A 16,197-nucleotide genomic window follows, 5' to 3' on the forward strand; every position below is an offset into this window, starting at 1 on the left:
TTTTTTCGGATAGCTTATTTTTTATTTACGTTCCATTACTGCAAAGTAATTATTTTCATTATCAGCAAAGTTGAATGCTCTACCAGTAGGTAAATCTACAACCTGTCCAACTGTGACATTTTTCTCAGAAAGATCTTTATATAGACGGTCTAAGTCATTTGAGAAGAACATAAGTGAAGGTGTATTTAGGTTTAGTTCAGGTTGCATCTTCGCGATTAACGCTTTATCGTGAAGGACGATGCTTGTTCCTGCTTCTTTCGCCGGTGCAATTTCAATCCAGCGGAATCCGTTTCCGTTATTTTCTTCCGCAATGATTTGGAACCCTACTTTTTCTGTCCAAAATTGTACTGTTTCGTCTTGGTTATTTACATATAGCATAATTTGTCCAACTTGATTAATCATAGGTGTCTCTCGCTTTCTTTTTATATGCGTATTATTATATCAAATATATGGCTTGAATAGTTTTTTATGATTTTTTCGGAATACAACCTTCGTCCATTTCACCTTTGTTGTAGGAGAAGGCCCTGTAATCCAAATATGAAATGGTATTGTGCTACAAATGACCATTGTTGAAATAGAGATAATGGCCGTTAACACAAATAGTAATAGGGTATATAATATAGTATTTTCTTGCAGCGTGAATAAGGAAAGAAGTTTTGTACATAGTTGCAAGAAGAATAAATGAGCTAAATAAGCACCATACGTGTAATTTCCAATGAAACGTAACGTTTTATATAAGAAACCACGACGCTGTACTATCATAATAGATAACACATACAGTATGATAATTTCGCATACGATATATAAAAACATAGATGGTTTTAAATAGGTAGAAACAGTTAAATGAATAGAGTTTGCTCCGTAAAAACTAAACAACTCATAATTGATGAATAAAAATAAGATGAAAAATAATATTGTTATAAGCGGGATATGTTTCATGACGAATAGCCGCCAAGTTTTTAGTGCTACAGCGGCGATGCCGCCCATAACGAAATAGAATGAGTAGAATAGAAATGATCGATCTGTATAATGTAAAATTGTTGAACTTGTTAATTTTTCTCCATTAAAAATATAGTGAGAAGAGAACCACATTAATAGAAAATATAGGCAAGCGAAAAAGGTCATATATTTATATATGTCTTTTTTATTTTCTGTTCGTTTTTGAAACCAATAAAAAAGTGTGCATAGTAAAGGGAACAATAAGTGAATTTGGAACATCATAATAACGTACCAAAGATGGGGCGCGGCTGTTCCGAGTAATAAACTTTTTATTCCACTTTGTAACGTAATAAGATCATTTGTTGTTAATAAGTAAAGAATAGACCAAAAGAAATAAGGAATGAGTAAGTGTGTCGCTTTTTCAGAAATATATTCTTTATATACTAATTGCTTCGTATAGTGACGAATTAAGTGAAATCCAACGATAAATATGAATGCTGGTGCTGAGAATTTTGCAAGATTAAATAGCATGCCCATAATGAGGGATTGCTCAAGTAAGACATTTCCTTGCTTCATTGTATATAATAACGAACTTTGCAAAACGACAGCGAGAAATGCAATGCTTTGCAAAACTTTAAATTCAGGTGCGCTTTGTGTCATCGTGTTCATCTCCTTTTCCATACATGATTATAGTACGGAGAATGGATAATGGATGTGGAATATTTGTGAAGATTGTAACAAATTTGTGGCGAGAGGAGCTATCAACTTATCAACAAATAACGAAAGAAAGAGGATGCTCTAAACGAGCATCCTCTTTCTATTAAGCAAATTTGTTTTTGATCCAATTCTTACCTTCTACAAGGCGAGCTGTCATTACCGCACAAGCGTTATCTGCTGTTACGTTTAACATCGTTGCAGGTGGATCAATGATTGTACTAATTGCTGCGATAATTGGCAGTGCTTCTGGCGGGAAACCGTATAGAGATACAATTAACATTTCACCGATCATACCGCCGCCGGGAATAGCACCCATTACTGTTCCTACTAATAGAGAAACAACAAGTGCGATTGCTAATGTTTTCGGTCCTTCGAATTCCATGTTGAAAATACCGAATAAGAAAGCAATTTTTAATACGCCACCTAAAACAGAGCCGTCTTTATGAAGTGTAGAACCAAGAAGGACAACTGTTTCACGAACGTCTGAAGAAATACCCATTTTCTTCGTTGCTTCTAAGTTCGCTGGAATACTTGCGGCACTACTACAAGTTGCAAGTGATGTAACTGTAGGAGAGACCATGTTCTTCCAAAATACTTGTACACCTTGTTTGCGACCTGCAAGGTATGCATAGAATGTGAAGAATACAAAGAAATAAATTAGAGAAGCAGGATAGTATACCATTGCTGCTCGGAAGTAAGTTCCAAGAAGTTGTGGTCCGAATTCGCCAACTAATGCTGCAAAGTAAGCAGCAAGTCCGATTGGGGCGTAGTACATAATGAAAGATACAACCTTCATTGAAATCTCTGCACCAGCCTGTAGGAATGTAGCGAATGGCTTTCCTTTTTCGCCAACTGCTGAAGTTGCAATCCCCATTAAGATAGAGAAGAAAATAAGAGCTAACATATTTTCACGAGATAGTAACTTCGAGAAGTCAGATACTGTTAAAATACCGACGATTTGATCTGCAACACTAACAGCTTTGCCGGCTTTGTCAGGTTGTGTTAGTTCTAGTACAACACCTTGTGCTGGCGGGAATATTTTCACAACAATAATCATAAAAATAGCAGCTAAAATACTTGTAAATAAGAAAGTCCCAGCCATACTAGACATAATTTTACCGAAACGTTTTAATCCATCCATATTAGCAATAGACGATGCGATGCTAAAGAACACTAGAGGTACAACAATCGTAAACATTAAGTTTAAGAAAATGTCACCAAGCGGCTTTAAAGCAACTGCATCGGCACCCATGAAATAACCAATGAAACCACCAATTAGGATAGAAGATAATAAAATAAGTGGAAAGCGATATGCCTTCATAAATATATCCTCCTATCAATTAAAAAAAGTCATACTGAATCATTATAGCGAGTTAGAGTTCTCTTTACTAGGAGAATACGGATAAATGGAATAGCGCGAAAACCAAGAAATTTTTGTTTTTAAGCTCGGCATACAGCAGGAAATCTAGACATATATATTTGTAACCTAGTGGTGGCAAGGAGTGCACCATAATTTAGGTAGAGAAAAAAGGGGAGGGAAGCGGGATGAATATTTTACTTTGCTGTGCAGCGGGAATGTCTTCCAGTTTGATTGTTACAAAGATGGAGAAAGCAGCAGAGACAAGAGGGATAGAAGTAACAATCTGGGCAGTATCAGGTTCTGAAGTGAATAGTCATATTGATAAAGCTGATGTCCTTTTACTTGGACCGCAAGTACGTTATTTATTACCGAAAATGAAAGAATTATGTAAGGATAAAGGGATACCTGTTGATGTCATTCAATCTGTTCATTACGGACTTTGTAATGGAGAAGCTATCTTGCAAGCAGCTTTGTCAATGAAACCATGAGGAGAGTGGGATAGATGATACGGTTTTTAGAGAAGTATGTGATGCCGGTAGCAGGGAAGGTTGCAGAGCAGAGGCATTTACAAGCAATTCGAGATGGAATTATTTTAACGATGCCTTTCTTAATTATTGGATCGTTTTTCCTCATTATTAGTGCACTGCCGATACCCGGATATAACGAGTTTATGGCAGGTTTGTTTGGTGAGAATTGGCAGAGAGCTTTAGGGTATCCAGTTAGTGCAACTTTTAATATAATGGCTTTAATAGCTGTTTTTGGAATCGCTTACAGGCTTGGAGAGTATTATAAAGTGGATGCTTTAGCATCCGGGGCATTGTCGCTTGTGACGTTTTTACTTGCGACGCCATTTCAAGTTGCATATATTATACCAAGTACAAAAGAAAGTGTACTTGTAGAAGGCGCTATCCCAGCTGCATTAATGGGAAGCCAAGGGTTATTTGTAGCAATGATTATTGCACTTATATCTACTGAACTGTATCGATTTATTGTACAAAAAAAGATAATTATAAAGATGCCAGAGACAGTTCCACCAGCTGTCACGCGTTCATTTGCGGCACTTGTTCCAGGATTTATTGTTGTAACAGTTATTTGGATTTTACGCTTAATTATAGAAAATACTTCTTTTGGCAGTATCCATAATATTGTAGGACAAATTTTACAGGAACCACTTAGTGTACTTGGTGCTAGTCTTTGGGGCGCAATAATAGCAGTTATTCTCGTTCATGTTCTTTGGTCGTGTGGAATTCATGGTGCTACTATTGTTGGTGGTGTAATGAGCCCCGTTTGGTTGTCGTTAATGGATCAAAACCGAGTCGCTTTTCAAGCTGGGCAAGATGTACCAAATACGATTACGGCACAGTTTTTTGACTTATGGATTTATATGGGCGGTTCTGGTGCAACGCTTGCTCTAGTTGTCGGAATGTTACTATTTGCACGAAGTCAACAATTAAAAAGTTTAGGGAGATTGTCAATTGCACCTGGTATATTTAATATTAATGAGATGGTAACTTTTGGTATGCCGATTGTAATGAACCCACTTTTACTAATTCCATTCATATTAGTTCCAGTTGTGTTAACAATTGTTTCTTACTTTGCAATGGAATGGGGATGGGTCGCACGTCCGAGTGGGGCCGCTGTACCTTGGACGACACCTATTCTTTTTAGTGGATATTTAGGATCGGGCGGGAAAATTTCAGGTGTTATTTTGCAACTTGTTAACTTTGCGCTAGCATTCTTCATTTATTTACCGTTCTTAAAAATATGGGATAAACAAAAACTGGCGGAAGAAAAGGGGGAGTAAAGAACTAAAATGGATACGATAGAGACGAAAGCTTTTCATTTAATCTTGCATGGGGGAAACGCGAGAAGTTGTTCAATGGAAGCCATTGATTGTGCGAAGCGTGGGGAGTTTACAGAAGCTGAAGCTAAATTACAAGAAGCACTAGAGGAATTAAAAGAGGCGCACCGTGTACAAACGGAGCTTATCCAGAAAGAAGCTGGTGGCGAAAAGACCGAAGTTACTCTTTTAATGGTACACGCGCAAGATCATTTAATGAATGCAATTACGGTGAAAGAATTAGCGAGTGAGTTTGTAGAGTTATATAGGAAGATGTCGGTGGATGAATGAACCTTGCTTATGCAAGGTTTTTTTATCTTGAATTAACGGGCAGTAAAACACCCACTAATTAAAATTTCATTTTATGTATGTGCCTGTACCATCAGCGAAATGTTCATCCCACTGATGGTATTTTACAATCCTCCTTTTTTCGGATGAGTAAGAGTTATAATTAATCGGCAGTAACAATTTCTCCTATACCACGAATTAATCTTTTTATATGCATCCGCTCCGGTTTTAATATATTTACGATATAATCAATCGATATTTGTGGTTCAACGGTTGTACCGCAAGTATAACAGTCAATAGCTGCAAAATTTTGTTCCGGGTAAGTGTGAATGGAAAGATGGCTTTCTGATAATAACACTAATACAGTAACACCATATGGCTGGAACTCTTTTTTACTTACGTTTAAAACATGGGCACCAGAGTAATCTGCAGCTGTAACTAGATGATATTCTAAAAATTGCATATCATCTAATAGGGAAAAGTCCACTCCCCACAAATCTACTATTATATGCTTGCCAAAAGTAGAATATTCCATAGGGTAGCACTCCTTATTATAATATTGTCAAAACTTCATTTCCTGTTTGTAGCATTGATGTAAGATAAGATTTGATTCTGAATTTAAAAGAGCGAGGTTCCGTTGTTCTAAATGTTCTTCTTTAAATTGAAATAAAGGAAAAAGAAGAGCAGGCAATGTTCGAGGAGTTGGTACTACATATAATTGTTCAATTTGATCGAGTACATGTGCAGAATTAGTAGCAAGATGAAATCCCCAGTCAGTTCCGAAAGAAGGAACGATTGTATGATAACTCTTCACAGTTAATCCAGCGTGTTCAATTGTATTACCGATACTCCAATATACTAGAGGTGCATCAGCAGGTGAATTAGATTGACAGACGAAAGCACCATCTTCTGTTAAGAATGTAGCTATACGAGCAAATAGTTCGCTTGTATATAAAGTACTTAATAATTCTGTCGCTGGGTCTGGAAAATCAATAATGATTACATCGTATAAAGATGAAGGTGAATTTAGAAATTCTTTTGCATCGCATACGTGCACGTTCACACGATTATCAAAAAAAGCATTTTTGTTTAAAGATACTATTTCTGGAACATTACGTGCCATATTAATCATTGCCTCGTCTAAATCAACAAGGTCTACATGTAGCACAGTTTCATATTTCAAAACTTCTCGTAAGGCAAGGCCATCGCCACCACCTAATATGAGAACACGTTTTGGATCAATTACTTTTGCCATAATCGGATGTACAAGTGCTTCATGATAAATTTGCTCATCAACGGAACTGAATTGTAGTTGCTTGTCCAAGTATAAGCGAACATCGTTTACTTGGACTAAATTAATATTTTGATAATTACTCTTTTCTTCAAATAGGCTCGTATGTTCACCAGCTTGTATTTCCTTTAGAGAAATTTCATCCCACACATCTAAGCTGTGTGAATCTGTAGGTACTATAGTTACATTTTCCGATTGTACTTGCTTATCTTGCTTATTCTGCTCATCCTGTTTGTCCTGTTTGTCTTGTATATCATGCTTGTCCTGCTGTTCTAGTTCAAATTTGTCAGAGTCTAATTCAGAACGCTTGTCTTTTTTATAGCTTGTTATTCTATAAATCTTTATTTTGCTTTTTTTCTATGTTTTGGCATAGGAATCCCCTTTCGAATTGTGTTATTTTATTCTATTTTATTTTATTTTATGTAATCTAGTAGAGTTTGCTTGGACAATAGAATAGATAGAAGACTGAGCCCAAGAAAATGTTGTTTTTTACTAGATTCCTACGATAAAAAAGTTTTTTTAGTGTTTTTCCATATTAAACACAACTAGACAACTAAACACTAATCTATTTTCATACAGTTATGTGTTAAAAGCGTGTTGTTTTATAACACACTGTGTGTTTTTTGGACGACACACTAATTGAAAGCGTTAACACACAAAGAAAATAGTCGAAAAAGTGCTGATTTTAGTGGTTTTAAAAAGTTGGCACGCTAATTGCATTAATAAATAGCGTAAAGAAAAATAAATAAAACATAAATTTTTTATACTACACAAGGGGGATTTTCAAATGAATATTTTATTATGTTGCTCAGCAGGGATGTCTACAAGTTTACTAGTTACAAAAATGGAAGCGGCTGCAAAAGCTCGCGGTTTAGAAGGCAAGATTTGGGCTGTATCTGGGGATGCAGTAAAAACGAATATCGATCAAGCAGATGTATTATTACTAGGACCACAAGTTCGTTACATGCTTTCTTCAATGAAAACGCTTGCTGATGAGAGAAACGTTGGAATCGACGTTATCAATCCAATGCACTACGGCATGATGAATGGAGAAGCAGTTTTAGATCACGCATTAACACTTAAAAAATAATTAGGGGGGAAGCGAAATGCAAAAGTTTATTGCATTTATGGAGAAATATTTAGTTCCAGTCGCAGGAAGAATCGGATCGCAGCGTCACTTAGTTGCGATCCGTGATGGATTTATCGCAGTTATGCCTCTTATCTTAGTTGGATCATTTGCAGTACTTATAAATAATCTACCAGTTGATGCATTCCAAAAACTTATGAAGGGTGCATTTGGGGATGTTTGGAAAGATATCGGCGGTGGTATGTGGACAGGGTCCTTTGCAATATTAGCCCTCATAGCCGCAGTTGGGATAAGTTATAATTTAGCGAAATCTTACGGTGTAGACGCGTTGTCAGCAGCAATTATTACATTCGGTGCATTAATTATTATATCTCCGACAACGCCAAAAGAAGGCGGTATTGATTTAGCTTGGACAGGATCACAAGGTTTATTCGTTTCTATCATTGTAGCTCTTCTTGTAACCGAGGTATTCAGGTTCTTTGTTCAAAGGGATATTACAATTAAGATGCCAGATGGTGTTCCACCAGCAGTAATGAAATCATTCGCAGCATTAGTTCCAGCATTCGTTATTTTAATCGTAACAGCAAGTATTCAGTTAGCTGTGAAATTAGCGGGAACAAGTATTCATAAAATCGTATTTGAAACAATTCAATTACCATTACAAGGTTTAGCAGGTACGTTACCAAGTGCAATTATTATCGCATTACTTATTCACGTATTATGGTTCTTCGGATTACATGGTCCTAATATTATCGGTGGTATTATCGACCCAATTTATTTACCAGCACTAGAAAAGAACATTAAATTATTTAACGATGGTATGTCTGCATATGATGTACCGCACATTTTCACAAAGCCATTCTTTGATGTATACGTATACATCGGCGGATCAGGTGCAACATTAGCATTCTTAGTAGCGGTAATGCTTGTTGCAAAAAGTGCGCAACTTCGTGGTGTAGGTCGCGTATCTATCGGTCCTGGTTTCTTCAATATTAACGAACCAGTTATTTTCGGTACACCAATCGTATTAAATCCAGCGTTAATCATTCCATTCGTACTTACACCGGTTGTATTAGTTATTACTTCTTATACAGCGATTTCTTTAGGGTGGGTACCAAAAACAGTTGCTTTAGTTCCTTGGACAATGCCACCAATCTTTAGTGGTTATCTTGTAGCGGGCGGAAGCATCGCTGGTGCAGCACTACAAGTGGTAAACTTTGCAATCGCGGTAGTAATTTACTATCCATTCGTATTAATGTGTGACCGTACTTATGTACAGGCTGCAAAAGCTGAAACAAAAGGAAGCGACAATTCAGTATCACTTTAAAAAATATTATTCTGGCGAGTTCTTATAGCTCGTCAGAATAATTACCTTTATATCATGTTCAAAAAGATGAAAAACATCTATATGAACACTAAACTATCATTAATAAATTCATACTTTAATAGACATGTTCAAACTGAAGGGGTATTTAAATCGGTTGAACCTTATAGAGAGGGCGGTAATTATGATGACTACAGCAGAACAAATTCCATTCCAATTGATTTTAAATAGTGGTAACGCACGAAGCTTTGCGATGGAGGCACTTCAATTTGCCAAACAGGGGAAAATGGCAGAAGCAGATGAAGCGATGGTAAAGGCAAAAGAAGCGATTAATGAAGCGCATCATTTCCAAACAGAGCTCATACAATCAGAAGCAAGAGGAGAAAAAACAGAGGTTAGTGTTCTTTTAATTCACGCACAAGATCATTTAATGAATGCGATTACAGTGAAAGAATTAGCAGCAGAGTTTATCGATCTTTATAAAAAGCTTGAAGCGAAAGGGGAATAAAGCATGACTGGAATTAAAATTGCTACAATCGGCGGTGGATCTAGTTATACACCAGAGTTAATTGAAGGATTTATTAAGCGTTATGATGAGCTTCCTGTTCGTGAAATTTGGTTAGTAGATATTGAGGCAGGAAAAGAAAAGTTAGAAATCGTTGGTAACTTAGCGAAACGTATGGTGAAAAAATCAGGCTTACCAATCGAGGTACATTTAACACTTGATCGCCGTGAGGCATTAAAAGATGCTGACTTCGTAACAACACAACTTCGCGTTGGTTTATTAGAAGCACGTGCAAAAGATGAAGCAATTCCGTTAAAGTATGATGTAATCGGTCAGGAAACGAATGGTCCTGGTGGTTTATTCAAAGCATTGAGAACGATTCCTGTTATTTTAGATATTTGTAAGGATATGGAGGAGCTCTGTCCAAATGCATGGTTAATTAACTTTGCAAATCCAGCTGGTATGGTAACAGAGGCTGTCCTTCGTTATACAAATATTCAAAGAGTAGTTGGTCTATGTAACGTTCCAATCGGAATTCGTATGGGTCTTGCAAGATTACTTGAAGTAGATGCAAGTCGTGTTCACGTTGATTTCGCAGGTTTAAATCATATGGTATACGGACTAGATGTATACTTAGATGGCGTAAGTGTAATGGACCGTGTGTTAGAGCTTGTGACAGATCCAGAAAAACAAATTACGATGGAAAATATCGCAGCGCTTAACTGGGAGCCAGACTTTATTCGCGGACTTCGTGCGATTCCATGTCCATACCATCGTTATTACTACAAAACACGTGAAATGTTAGAAGAAGAGAAAGAAGCTTCTGTTGAAAAAGGTACACGTGCAGAAGTAGTAAAACAATTAGAAAATGATTTATTTGAGTTATATAAAGACCCGAACTTAGATATTAAACCACCACAATTAGAAAAACGTGGCGGAGCTTATTATAGTGATGCAGCATGTAGCTTAATTACGTCTATTTACAATAATAAAGGTGATATCCAGCCTGTTAATACACGAAACAACGGAACAATTGCAAGCTTACCACATGATTCAGCTGTTGAAGTGAACTGTATTATTACGAAAGAAGGCCCAAAACCAATTGCAGTTGGAGACCTTCCAGTACCAGTTCGCGGTTTAGTACAACAAATTAAATCATTCGAGCGCACAACAATTGAAGCTGCTGTTACAGGGGATTATCATAAGGCGCTGCTTGCTATGACAATCAATCCACTTGTACCATCAGATAAAGTTGCAAAACAAATTTTAGATGAAATGTTGGAAGCACATAAAGAGTATCTTCCACAGTTCTTTAAAAAGGTAGAGAAGTAAAAGCGGCGCTATTTAGCCCGCTTTTTTTATTCTATTAGGAGGTATTATGATGATTAAGTTAATTGTAAATGCAGATGATTTCGGTCTTACAGAAGGTACAAATTACGGCATTATTGATGGGCATATAAATGGACTTGTAAATTCAACGACGATGATGATGAATATGCCAGGAACAGAGCATGCGGTACGCTTAGCGAAAGAGTATAACCTACTCGGAGTAGGCGTACATCTCGTATTAACGGCAGGAGAACCACTGTTAAAGGATGTACCGTCACTCGTAGGGGAAAACGGATCGTTTCATAAACAAAGTGTTGTAAGGGAAGGGAATATAAATCCAGAAGAAGTTGAGAGAGAATGGACTGCTCAAATTGAGAAGTTTTTATCTTACGGATTAACACCAACTCATTTAGATAGTCATCATCATGTGCATGGTTTACCGATTTTACATGATGTTCTTGAGAGATTAGCGGCTAAATATAATGTTCCGATTCGTCGTTGTGAGGAAGATAGAGCGGTGCATCCATTTTCTGATGTGTTTTACAGTGACTTTTATGCGGATGGTGTGACGGAAGATTACTTTGTGAAGTTAAAAGAAAGAGTACAAGGTGAACAAACGGTAGAAATTATGGTTCATCCAGCTTATATTGATCCAGAGCTTGTGAAGCGTTCTTCTTACGTAATGGATCGTGTGAAGGAATTGCGTATTTTAACAGAGAGTAAGTTGCCAGAAGGCATAGAGCTTGTGAAGTTTTAATAGAAAAAACGACGGCTACATCATGCCGTCGTTTTTTCTATTTATAAAATGGACAGAATATATCCGCCAAAGGCTCCCAGTATAACGATAACCCAAGGTGGTGTTTTCCAAAAAGCTAGTAAGCAAAAAAGAAGCGAAGCGAAAACGAAATCTGAAGCATTTATAACTGTACTCGTCCAAATAGGATCATAAAAAGCGGCAATTAAAATACCAACAACTGCGGCGTTAACACCAAGTAGTGCGCCTTGTATGAATGATATTTTTCTCACACTGTTCCAAAATGGTAAAACACCAATAACGAGTAAGAAAGCAGGGAGGAAAATCGCAATTGTTGCGAGTGTTGCCCCAAGCGTCCCGTTTAATACTGCTCCTATATAAGAGGCGAATGTAAATAGTGGTCCTGGTACTGCTTGTGTTAATCCGTATCCAGCTAGGAACTGTTCTTTCGTCATCATTCCGTTTTGTAAGAACTCACCTTCAAGAAGGGGCAGCACGACGTGTCCTCCTCCAAATACAAGTGCGCCAGAGCGATAGAAACTATCAAATAAAGCGATGTAATAAGAAAACGGTCTTAATATCGGTAGCAGTAGTAATAGTCCAAAGAATAAGACGAGACAAGAAACTGCTATCTTTTTTGAAATAGGTACTTTTATATTTTGAGATTGGCTAATTGGTTGGTTGCGATATAAAAACCAACCGATAAAGCCACATATTATAATAAGGATGACTTGTGTCCAACTACTTGGCCATAATAAGGCAATTGCGGCAGTTACAATCGCAATCGTCGCACGGTTGCGATCTGGAGTTAACTTTCGCGCCATTCCCCATATGGCATGAGCGACAATAGCTACTGCTACAAGTTTTAGTCCATGAATCCAGCCAGCACTTCCAAGATCGAACTGATTAAGGAATGAGGCGAAGAAAACCAAAACAAGTACAGACGGTAAAGTGAATCCAATCCATGAAATAATAGCTCCTAATAGTCCGCCTCTTAATAATCCAACCCCCATACCGACTTGACTGCTGGCAGGACCAGGAAGGAATTGACATAGCGCTACTAAATCTCCATAGCTTCGTTCATCCATCCATTTTCTTTTTTGCACGTATTCGTGGTGAAAATAGCCGAGATGAGCGACAGGACCGCCGAATGAAGTAAGTCCTAATTTAAATGAGACGAGAAAAATCTCTAATAATGTGTGAAAGATGTGTTTGTTTTTTTTCAAAATAACCTCCTATAATGTTTTTCTATGTGCATTATACAAGAGACTTTCAATCTACAGGAACGATTTTAATGTAAAGATTTTGTGAATCTTTTCTTTGTAATTAAAATTGAAAAAGTCATAAATGATTATGTCTAAACCATAAAGTAGTAGAAGTAGTGCTGGGAAATTTATATAAGGAGAATGCCTTATGACAACACATTTCTTTGCCAGGTTAACAGGTAAGAGGGAAGTGCCTCCTGTAAATACAGAAGCTTTTGGGGTAGCAGAGTTTATTTTTAGTGATGATTTAACGAAATTGCATTACAGAGTAATACTAAAAAATATAGAAAAGGTTACATCGTGTCAAATTCATTTAGGGAAGTCTACTCAAATTGGTCCTGTTGTTTTATATTTGTATGGTCCACTGGAGCAAGGGATTAGTTTGAACGAGGGAAGTATTACTGGTGTAGTGAATGTAGAGGATTTTGAGGGACCTTTACAAGGGAAATCATTTGTACATTTACTTCAAGAAATTATTCAAGCAAATGTATATGTTAATGTCCATACGAAATCACAAAAAAGAGGAGAAATAAGAGGGAGAGTTAGAAAAGTAAAGAAGTAGAGGAAAAGGCTGTCCATATGTTGGAACAGCCTTTTCTCATTATATAAGGTGCTAGTTTTAGCGATTATTGTCGGTAAATCGACATGTTTTGAAAATCGCTGATATAATCTGAGTTGCGCCGATATAACTCACGTTACGGTCGATATTTTTAAAAACGGCCTCAATTAATTTTTAACAGGCTGATTTTTAATAAAGAAGTCCATAACGTAAAATACTTCGTCATCAGGTATTTGTATTTCAAATGTATTTTCAATCGGTTGCAATGCTTTTTTTACTTTCATATACATCCAGTATTCATCTTGTCTTCTTTTCTCTTTATCAGGGTGAGGAAGAAGGCTTTCTCCTTTTTGAAGACGGTCAACCATACAGCTCATATGCAGAATAACCCCCATTAAGCTATCAGGAGTTAGCTGTAAGGAAATTAATTCTTGAATTGTATTTAATGCGTAACGAATTGTTTTAATCAGTAATGCCCCATCGTTACGCTGCATTTGTTGTTCAAGAATATCCGCCATTTTTGCATATGTTTCTTCATACGTAATTAATTCTTGAATGGGCTGAATCGCTGTGTAGTTTACGATGTCTTGGAAATGATATGTTAAGCACGGCACTTGCACATCGAAATTCGTGACGATACAAATGATATTACGCTCTTTTTTTATGTTCTCGATCATTTTCGTTAAATCTTTTTCATGGACGATACTAATCGGAATAATTTCAATTAAGTCTTTATCAAATCGTAAATAGTTCTCTAACATTTTTTGAATAGCTAAAGCACTTCCTTCACCAGTTAAACAAGCTGTTAAAATAACAGATTTCATTGGAGAGAGAGGTTTTTTCTTTTCTTCTTGTACGTTTAAGTAAAACGGTGTTAAATTTTTTACTGTTTCATACAGCGCATCTAATGAATAACCGAGCTGAGCTTTTCGAGCTGCTTCTAGTGCATGTGGTGTGCTCGTCATCGAGAGAACACGTACAGGGATTTTGAACTCCGTTTCTAATATGTCACCGATATAAGCAAGTGACCCCATATCGACAAGTAAGAGAAGCCCATTTACATTTTGTAGTGTTTTCATATACACTTTCACACGTTCCAAGAAATCTTTCGGTGATTCGTGTAACGGCATATCAATACCGGTTACTTCCTCAATGCCGAGAAGTTCGTTTGCAACGTTTGCCATTTCAGTTGCGATACCATTACCGTGTGCTAATATTAATACTTTTACTTCTGTTTGTGAGGCAGGAATTGGATCAACAACGAAGAACATTGTTAAAAAGCCAGCTTCATCAATAGGCATTGTTATTTGTAATTCTTCCTCCAGTAGTTGAATGCATTGCATAGCTACGGAAAAAGCTTCTTTATATTTTGTACGAATTTGATTTAATTGTGGGTGATGTATTTGTTTTCCGCTTTGTAAACGTTGTAGAGTTGTCTGTACATGTAAACTTAAAGCAAGAAATACTTTTTCATCAAACGTCTTAGATAAATGCTTTTCAGCAAGTTCCGCTATTTTTTCACATACGGAAACGATATTACGATCCACAATTTTAAAAACATTTTCATGGCTTGTTTTTTTGGATATTTGGTTAAAATATTGTACGAAAAAGCTTTGAACATCATTTTCTATTAGTAATTCTAATTCTTCCTCTTCAATACCACGTGCTTGAAGTTCTTCGTATTTATAGTCAATATAATCGTAAATAGAAGAGCGTTTTTCATCTTCTGTTTTATGATTACTCCAACCTTCCTCACCTGTAAATACAAATGTTTCATTTGGTATTTGGTATAAGTGACGGCTCTTCCTTTCAATGAACAACCCTTCTTTCATATACCAAGGTAAATCTGTACTTGAAACATAGACAGAATCACGTTTCTTTGTGACCAAATCAGAATAGGCTTTCGCACAGGCAATTTGAACATCTGTTTTTAATTGACCGATGTTATTGGGACAATTGTAAAAGACGAAAGCACGCATTGCATTTGGGCTAACGTGAATGTCTTTTCGCAGACGAATTGCTTCATTTGTGAAAAATAGCTGTAGTAAAGCAAAGCGCTCTTTATGTGTACGCTCACGAAGTGGTGGCAGCGTAACAGTCATCGGTATACGTCTTGTAAATGTTTTTAATAAAAATGAATTTGGTTCTTCTGTTGTTGCAGTAATGATTAATACTTGTGCTTTACGTTCGTTCTCTGTTTCTCCAAGGCGGCGGTATACTCCGCGGTCAATAAAGGTGAAAAGCATTTCTTGTCCCTCTGGAGGCAGGCGATGTACTTCATCTAAGAAAAGAATTCCTTCATGTGCTTTTTCAATTAACCCTTTTTGATCACTTGCTCCTGTATAAGCTCCTTTTTTAATCCCAAATAATTGCCCGAGTAGTAACTGTGGATTATTTGCATAATCAGCACAGTTAAAGACGATAAATGGTGCATCTTTGGGAAGCTGTTCAACTTCAATTGCATATTCGTGCATTAAAGAAGCAAACATAGACTTTCCGACCCCTGTTTCTCCCAGTAGTAAAGTATGCATACCGTTTGGAGGATAGAGAATAGAAGCTTTCGCTTTTTCAATTGCAATTTTAAGGCTCGTATTTTCAATTGCAAATGTATCCAATGAAGTTATGTCTTTTGAATGCGTTTCCAACGAAGTGTTCGTTTCTATGTAAAAACGAACAGGTCGCGTATTTGTTTTTAATAAACGTTTATCTTTTACAAGTTTGTTTAAATCGCTACTTACATTGGCGCGATCTAGTTGCAGAAATGTAGCGAGTTCTGATGCGGTTACACCTTCTGTATAATTGCCTTTTTGTATTGCGTTAAAAATGAGATCTATTCGTTTCATTTCTATTCACCTCGAAACTTCATCACTATTTAAAATTTTACACAAAAATGGGAAGGGTGGGAAGAGAAAAATAAAACAGCTTTAGCACATAGGCAC

The 16,197-nt window shown here is 36.7% G+C and carries 15 protein-coding genes and 1 pseudogene; 9 read left to right on the plus strand and 7 right to left on the minus strand.

The annotated features are described in order from the left end of the window. Positions 1-21 precede the first annotated feature (21 nt). The 3 genes from HMAS_RS22060 to HMAS_RS22070 all read right to left on the minus strand — a co-directional run bounded on the left by HMAS_RS22060 (position 22) and on the right by HMAS_RS22070 (position 2,977). The gene (locus HMAS_RS22060; RefSeq protein ID WP_000610162.1) at positions 22-402 is read right to left on the minus strand and encodes a VOC family protein; all 381 of its coding nucleotides are present in this window, start codon (positions 400-402) and stop codon (positions 22-24) included. A 39-nt stretch (positions 403-441) separates the two neighbouring features. Next, positions 442-1,599 (minus strand): acyltransferase, encoded by a 1,158-nt coding sequence (locus tag HMAS_RS22065; RefSeq protein WP_000194290.1) that lies wholly within the window; start codon positions 1,597-1,599, stop codon positions 442-444. Positions 1,600-1,759: 160 nt separating this feature from the next. Beyond that, entirely contained in the window at positions 1,760-2,977 is a 1,218-nt protein-coding gene (locus tag HMAS_RS22070; protein ID WP_000649362.1) for a dicarboxylate/amino acid:cation symporter, read from the minus strand. A gap of 224 nt (positions 2,978-3,201) precedes the next feature. Between HMAS_RS22070 and HMAS_RS22075 the strand changes: the two genes are divergently transcribed. Genes HMAS_RS22075 through HMAS_RS22085 form a run of 3 tightly spaced genes read left to right on the plus strand, consistent with a single transcriptional unit; the run spans position 3,202 to position 5,147 of the window. Further along, a complete protein-coding gene (locus tag HMAS_RS22075; RefSeq protein WP_001023557.1) occupies positions 3,202-3,504 on the plus strand; it encodes a PTS sugar transporter subunit IIB in 303 nt (100 codons plus the stop codon). Positions 3,505-3,518: 14 nt separating this feature from the next. Further along, positions 3,519-4,820, plus strand: a complete 1,302-nt coding sequence (celB, locus tag HMAS_RS22080; protein ID WP_000617789.1) for a PTS cellobiose transporter subunit IIC — start codon at positions 3,519-3,521, stop codon at positions 4,818-4,820. A gap of 9 nt (positions 4,821-4,829) precedes the next feature. Then, positions 4,830-5,147 carry a PTS lactose/cellobiose transporter subunit IIA gene (locus tag HMAS_RS22085; RefSeq protein WP_000379645.1) on the plus strand — a complete coding sequence of 106 codons (318 nt, stop codon included), beginning with the start codon at positions 4,830-4,832 and terminating at the stop codon, positions 5,145-5,147. A gap of 160 nt (positions 5,148-5,307) precedes the next feature. Here the strand turns inward: HMAS_RS22085 and speD are convergent, their stop codons facing one another. Together speD and HMAS_RS22095 are read right to left on the minus strand one after the other, a co-directional pair. Further along, positions 5,308-5,679, minus strand: a complete 372-nt coding sequence (speD, locus tag HMAS_RS22090; protein WP_000456823.1) for an adenosylmethionine decarboxylase — start codon at positions 5,677-5,679, stop codon at positions 5,308-5,310. A 27-nt stretch (positions 5,680-5,706) separates the two neighbouring features. Then, a pseudogene (locus HMAS_RS22095) lies at positions 5,707-6,806 on the minus strand (polyamine aminopropyltransferase). Between the two features lie 416 nt (positions 6,807-7,222). Between HMAS_RS22095 and HMAS_RS22100 the strand changes: the two are divergent. From HMAS_RS22100 to chbG, 5 genes are all read left to right on the plus strand, one after another. Then, entirely contained in the window at positions 7,223-7,525 is a 303-nt protein-coding gene (locus tag HMAS_RS22100) for a PTS sugar transporter subunit IIB (protein ID WP_001023569.1), read from the plus strand. Positions 7,526-7,541: 16 nt separating this feature from the next. Further along, positions 7,542-8,849, plus strand: coding sequence for a PTS cellobiose transporter subunit IIC (gene celB, locus HMAS_RS22105; protein WP_001168854.1), 1,308 nt, complete (start codon positions 7,542-7,544; stop codon positions 8,847-8,849). A gap of 181 nt (positions 8,850-9,030) precedes the next feature. Further along, entirely contained in the window at positions 9,031-9,354 is a 324-nt protein-coding gene (locus tag HMAS_RS22110; protein WP_000989055.1) for a PTS lactose/cellobiose transporter subunit IIA, read from the plus strand. Positions 9,355-9,357: 3 nt separating this feature from the next. Next, positions 9,358-10,683 carry a 6-phospho-beta-glucosidase gene (gene celF, locus HMAS_RS22115; protein ID WP_000145762.1) on the plus strand — a complete coding sequence of 442 codons (1,326 nt, stop codon included), beginning with the start codon at positions 9,358-9,360 and terminating at the stop codon, positions 10,681-10,683. 49 nt (positions 10,684-10,732) lie between these two features. After that, positions 10,733-11,437, plus strand: coding sequence for a chitin disaccharide deacetylase (chbG, locus tag HMAS_RS22120; RefSeq protein WP_061113757.1), 705 nt, complete (start codon positions 10,733-10,735; stop codon positions 11,435-11,437). Positions 11,438-11,478: 41 nt separating this feature from the next. On the opposite strand, the gene HMAS_RS22125 is transcribed toward chbG, so the two are convergent. Continuing rightward, positions 11,479-12,660 carry a chromate transporter gene (locus HMAS_RS22125; protein WP_061113756.1) on the minus strand — a complete coding sequence of 394 codons (1,182 nt, stop codon included), beginning with the start codon at positions 12,658-12,660 and terminating at the stop codon, positions 11,479-11,481. 187 nt (positions 12,661-12,847) lie between these two features. Here HMAS_RS22125 and exsM point away from each other — a divergent pair, with 187 nt between their 5' ends. Then, entirely contained in the window at positions 12,848-13,261 is a 414-nt protein-coding gene (exsM, locus tag HMAS_RS22130; RefSeq protein WP_000207046.1) for an exosporium regulatory protein ExsM, read from the plus strand. A 164-nt stretch (positions 13,262-13,425) separates the two neighbouring features. Here the strand turns inward: exsM and HMAS_RS22135 are convergent, their stop codons facing one another. Further along, positions 13,426-16,101: a PRD domain-containing protein gene (locus tag HMAS_RS22135; protein WP_000820967.1), complete on the minus strand. Its 2,676-nt coding sequence runs from the start codon at positions 16,099-16,101 to the stop codon at positions 13,426-13,428. Positions 16,102-16,197 lie beyond the last annotated feature (96 nt).

The organism is Bacillus sp. HMA207 (genome assembly GCF_003402455.1).
GTDB classification, from domain to species: Bacteria; Bacillota; Bacilli; order Bacillales; family Bacillaceae_G; genus Bacillus_A; species Bacillus_A cereus.

Coding starts and splice junctions, on each gene's coding strand:
- HMAS_RS22060 (WP_000610162.1), bottom strand. CDS start 402: ATGATTAATCAAGTTGGACAAATTATGCTATATGTAAATAACCAAGAC.
- HMAS_RS22065 (WP_000194290.1), bottom strand. CDS start 1,599: ATGACACAAAGCGCACCTGAATTTAAAGTTTTGCAAAGCATTGCATTT.
- HMAS_RS22070 (WP_000649362.1), bottom strand. CDS start 2,977: ATGAAGGCATATCGCTTTCCACTTATTTTATTATCTTCTATCCTAATT.
- HMAS_RS22075 (WP_001023557.1), top strand. CDS start 3,202: ATGAATATTTTACTTTGCTGTGCAGCGGGAATGTCTTCCAGTTTGATT.
- celB (WP_000617789.1), top strand. CDS start 3,519: ATGATACGGTTTTTAGAGAAGTATGTGATGCCGGTAGCAGGGAAGGTT.
- HMAS_RS22085 (WP_000379645.1), top strand. CDS start 4,830: ATGGATACGATAGAGACGAAAGCTTTTCATTTAATCTTGCATGGGGGA.
- speD (WP_000456823.1), bottom strand. CDS start 5,679: ATGGAATATTCTACTTTTGGCAAGCATATAATAGTAGATTTGTGGGGA.
- HMAS_RS22100 (WP_001023569.1), top strand. CDS start 7,223: ATGAATATTTTATTATGTTGCTCAGCAGGGATGTCTACAAGTTTACTA.
- celB (WP_001168854.1), top strand. CDS start 7,542: ATGCAAAAGTTTATTGCATTTATGGAGAAATATTTAGTTCCAGTCGCA.
- HMAS_RS22110 (WP_000989055.1), top strand. CDS start 9,031: ATGATGACTACAGCAGAACAAATTCCATTCCAATTGATTTTAAATAGT.
- celF (WP_000145762.1), top strand. CDS start 9,358: ATGACTGGAATTAAAATTGCTACAATCGGCGGTGGATCTAGTTATACA.
- chbG (WP_061113757.1), top strand. CDS start 10,733: ATGATTAAGTTAATTGTAAATGCAGATGATTTCGGTCTTACAGAAGGT.
- exsM (WP_000207046.1), top strand. CDS start 12,848: ATGACAACACATTTCTTTGCCAGGTTAACAGGTAAGAGGGAAGTGCCT.
- HMAS_RS22135 (WP_000820967.1), bottom strand. CDS start 16,101: ATGAAACGAATAGATCTCATTTTTAACGCAATACAAAAAGGCAATTAT.